We start from the raw sequence: 3,206 nt of genomic DNA, 5'->3' as shown, positions 1-3,206 counted from the left end.
CGCCCATTCTCATCCGCATCTGGATAAGCAGGACACCAATCCGCAATATCGCGCGGAACTGTCAGCAAGATAGGCCGCCCATGGGATTTCAACGCCGAAAGTGCCGCCCGCGTCCAAATGCGACCCGCAGGTCGATGATCCCAACGCGCAACAGGAACCACATCCCCATCGCATCGTTTGGGACGCACTGCCGAATCCGGCGCATAGGTTTTCGCGCTAAGGGATTGCGTAGTCTCGCCCTGATTAAGACGCATCTTAGGGCGCGTCTCTGTCCAAGCGCTTTGACCAGTCTCAGGGACGAGACCCATCGAAAACACCAAAACTGCCGTCAAAACCATATATTTCATAAAGATATCCTGACTATTTCCTTTGTCAAAACGCAAGTGGCTTTGCGCGAAATGTGACTTAACCTTTCTTGGAAACAGTCTGTTCTTGCCCACGACCTGCCACGTTTGCGCCCGAATACGACGCCATACGGTGATCCAACGCACCTATAAGTTGAGCGAAGGTTTACATAATGTCTCTTTTTAAATCCCTGACAGCCCGTCTGCCCGGAACACGTGTTTCTCCGAAGACCAAAGCTGTGTCTCGTAGGCTTGGACACAAGACGAAGAGCGATAAACCAGATCTCGACAAGCTTTTGGTCATTCCAATTTCTAACGAACCCCACGAAGAGCAACTGCGCAGCTATTATTTCAACCAAGGACAATTCCTTGCGCGACAAGAGCGCTGGGACGACTTCACCACCTTGGTCATCGAAGAAGATCAAAAGCGCCGTGCGTCTGGCGGTGGCATGCCGATCGCCGAACTGCTGTGCCAAGGTGCGCGCTCTGACGTCGTGGCACTTGCAGAACACCTTTTGATTGATGGAACGCCTGAAGAAAACCGCCCCCTTACAGATGCAATTTCAGCACAGATGCAATTTCAGCGCTTGAACAGATACTCGGCGAATATCCCGCCAACCATGTGATCGCGACGATTGTTGCGATGGCACATCTTGATATTGCCTGGGCTTGGCGTGGAAATGCTGCATTGCGCGATACAGCAGCGCGCAATCTTGAAGCATTTCAACTTCACTGTACCCGCGCACAACAAGTTTTGGATCCATTCTGTGGGATCGAACTTGATAGCCCCCTTGTCACCGCAGCTCGCTGTGCCTTACTGGTCGGAATCCCTAATGCAAGCGATCGCGTTGCGGATGATTACGAAGATTTAATTGATCTCGCACCCGATCATCAGCGCCATATCCGCGCGCTTGGGCATCACATGTTGCCACAATGGTTCGGAAGCTACGCAACTCTTGAACTCGAAGCCCGCCGCACAGCTGCGCGCACGCAAGACATCTGGGGTGCAGGTGCTTATACATGGGCATTCTTTGATGCGTTACTTGTTGACCCTGCTTGTGTATCTGTTCTGGATGTGCCCTTTTTCCTTAACGGCATACGCGACATTCTCGAACGTTCTCAAGATCAGCACAACGCCAACTTATTCGCGTCATATGCCGCTGTTTCAATCCCAATTGCTGCTCGTATGTGCACAGATGATTTGGCCGCGACTGCAGCACTTGAACACGTTCAAAAAGCAGCACAATGGATTATGTCCGATCATTTGCATGAATTGCATCCGCTCATTTGGGGCCACGCTATGGAAGGTTTTGACAACCAAGCGCGCATCGCCTCCATTGACGCCTTGTTCAAACAGGGCCGCGAAAAAGCCGATCAAGTGTTTGTACGTTTCTTTGGCGATCAAATGAAAAAGGGCAATGCACTCATTTTCACACCACAAGGGCTTTATGTGCAGCAGCCCTAGGTGTTTTGCGTCCCTTGAACCCGCCGGAACACTCTAGAAAGGTTTCCCCGTCTAACTGATATGCTTAGTGCCCATTAAGACCTCCGCTTTGCCAAACAGACCTTCTGTCGTTGATTGATCGGATAGAACGGGTGAGGCAACCAATGCGACATTCAGCTTCACTTTCTCGGAAATTTTCGGCTTTAGAACTTTCCAACTTTCAGCATTTTTACGTTTTGGTAAAAAGCTGTATCTAATGCTTCGCAAAGTGGCCTTCAACGAAGCCCCTCTCGACCAAGAAAATACTTTCGTGTCCACCGCGATCAGTTTGCTAATGTCGCTCGACACATGAAATGGTTCTGAACGCATCAATTGCATCACATCATGTTCCACATCTGCTAGGTTCAAGAATTGGGTCGTGTTCAATGGAACGACCAAAGCCGTTGAATCCAATGCACATACAAGATCAGCGTTTGCAAAGGCTTGCTTCAGCCGAATTCGAATAAGGCCCAGTATTTGGTTACGCAATCTTGATGGAACAATCGAAAACAAAGCGCTTGTATGCCTCAGTTTTACGACCATCAAAGCAGCAGGCGCTTGCATCGTGCCTGCGTTAACGCGCAATTGGATCTCTCGCTCAAAGGCGGTTCACGTTAAGGCACCATGGTCCGGATCGCAAACAACAGCTGCAGCCAATCTATTTTCACGCGTAATTTTTCCCTGTTCTTGATCCAGCATGTAAGCCGCAATCATTATGGATGCGAAATTCATGATCCCAAGTGGAACTGCTGCATTGGCAAAAAACCAAGATTGTGTCGCGTCAGGCAGCATAAAGCCAGCACCCAAATGCGACGACGATGCGATAGATAAGACAATTAAATGGACCAAACGTCGCGATGAATCAAAGCGTGTCAACCGCGCCCAAGTTGCACCAACAATGAGAGAAATCACAATCCCATTATGCCTGCCCACATACCCAAGCCAGCAATTCCGTAGCGCGTCATGACTGCCATCACGAAACACAATAAGGCGGCACGCATACCTAGAAAGGCACCGCAAAGAACCATCGGGACATTTCGCAAGTCAAGAATCAAACCCTCAATCGGCTCAATCGGCATGTTCATTTGCAAACACGCCACGCCACCAAACGCCAAACCCAACAGAAATTGACTTTGCTCATGCGTAAAGAGTCGTCGCTTTACGAACCCATAAGCCCCTGTAAGGACGACAATAAGCGCCAGTGAACCTGTGAAATCAAACCAAACTGATGAAGAGTAAGTCATTTTGCACCCATCTATTTAACTACCCTTTCTTACTCTCCAAGAATTTAATGCCCAATTAATCGCAGAAATCCTTTTAGTTTTCATTTGCATATAAATCTTTGTTTAGCTGTGCATTGATCATACGTGCTGTCCCTC

The 3,206-nt window shown here is 49.1% G+C and carries 5 protein-coding genes and 1 pseudogene; 2 read left to right on the top strand and 4 right to left on the bottom strand.

Going from position 1 to position 3,206, the window contains the following annotated elements:
* Window positions 1-347, bottom strand: a pseudogene (locus QZ279_RS07180) (hypothetical protein); the annotation flags it as partial.
* A 170-nt stretch (window positions 348-517) separates the two neighbouring features.
* Between QZ279_RS07180 and QZ279_RS07175 the strand changes: the two are divergent.
* Complete coding sequence (locus QZ279_RS07175) at window positions 518-970, top strand: hypothetical protein (RefSeq protein ID WP_293449585.1); 453 nt, start codon at window positions 518-520, stop codon at window positions 968-970.
* Complete coding sequence (locus tag QZ279_RS07170) at window positions 967-1,809, top strand: hypothetical protein (RefSeq protein ID WP_293449584.1); 843 nt, start codon at window positions 967-969, stop codon at window positions 1,807-1,809. The genes QZ279_RS07175 and QZ279_RS07170 overlap by 4 nt, the downstream gene beginning before the upstream one ends.
* A gap of 51 nt (window positions 1,810-1,860) precedes the next feature.
* Here the strand turns inward: QZ279_RS07170 and QZ279_RS07165 are convergent, their stop codons facing one another.
* From QZ279_RS07165 to QZ279_RS07155, 3 genes are all read right to left on the bottom strand, one after another.
* Entirely contained in the window at window positions 1,861-2,412 is a 552-nt protein-coding gene (locus QZ279_RS07165) for a hypothetical protein (protein WP_293449582.1), read from the bottom strand.
* A gap of 24 nt (window positions 2,413-2,436) precedes the next feature.
* Window positions 2,437-2,619: a hypothetical protein gene (locus QZ279_RS07160; RefSeq protein ID WP_293449580.1), complete on the bottom strand. Its 183-nt coding sequence runs from the start codon at window positions 2,617-2,619 to the stop codon at window positions 2,437-2,439.
* A gap of 116 nt (window positions 2,620-2,735) precedes the next feature.
* Window positions 2,736-3,071, bottom strand: a complete 336-nt coding sequence (locus QZ279_RS07155; RefSeq protein WP_293449579.1) for a LytS/YhcK type 5TM receptor domain-containing protein — start codon at window positions 3,069-3,071, stop codon at window positions 2,736-2,738.
* Between the last annotated feature and the right edge of the window lie 135 nt (window positions 3,072-3,206).

Origin of the sequence: Planktotalea sp. (assembly GCF_018607965.1) — a bacterium.
In the GTDB taxonomy this organism is placed as follows: Bacteria; Pseudomonadota; Alphaproteobacteria; order Rhodobacterales; family Rhodobacteraceae; genus Planktotalea.
The sequence above is the reverse complement of the archived record's forward strand: the minus strand, read 5'-3'. Positions and strand labels throughout refer to the sequence as shown.

Bases quoted from the DNA above. Each gene is read 5' to 3' on its own strand.
- QZ279_RS07175 (WP_293449585.1), top strand. From the start codon at position 518: ATGTCTCTTTTTAAATCCCTGACAGCCCGTCTGCCCGGAACACGTGTT.
- QZ279_RS07160 (WP_293449580.1), bottom strand. From the start codon at position 2,619: ATGCTGCCTGACGCGACACAATCTTGGTTTTTTGCCAATGCAGCAGTT.
- QZ279_RS07155 (WP_293449579.1), bottom strand. From the start codon at position 3,071: ATGACTTACTCTTCATCAGTTTGGTTTGATTTCACAGGTTCACTGGCG.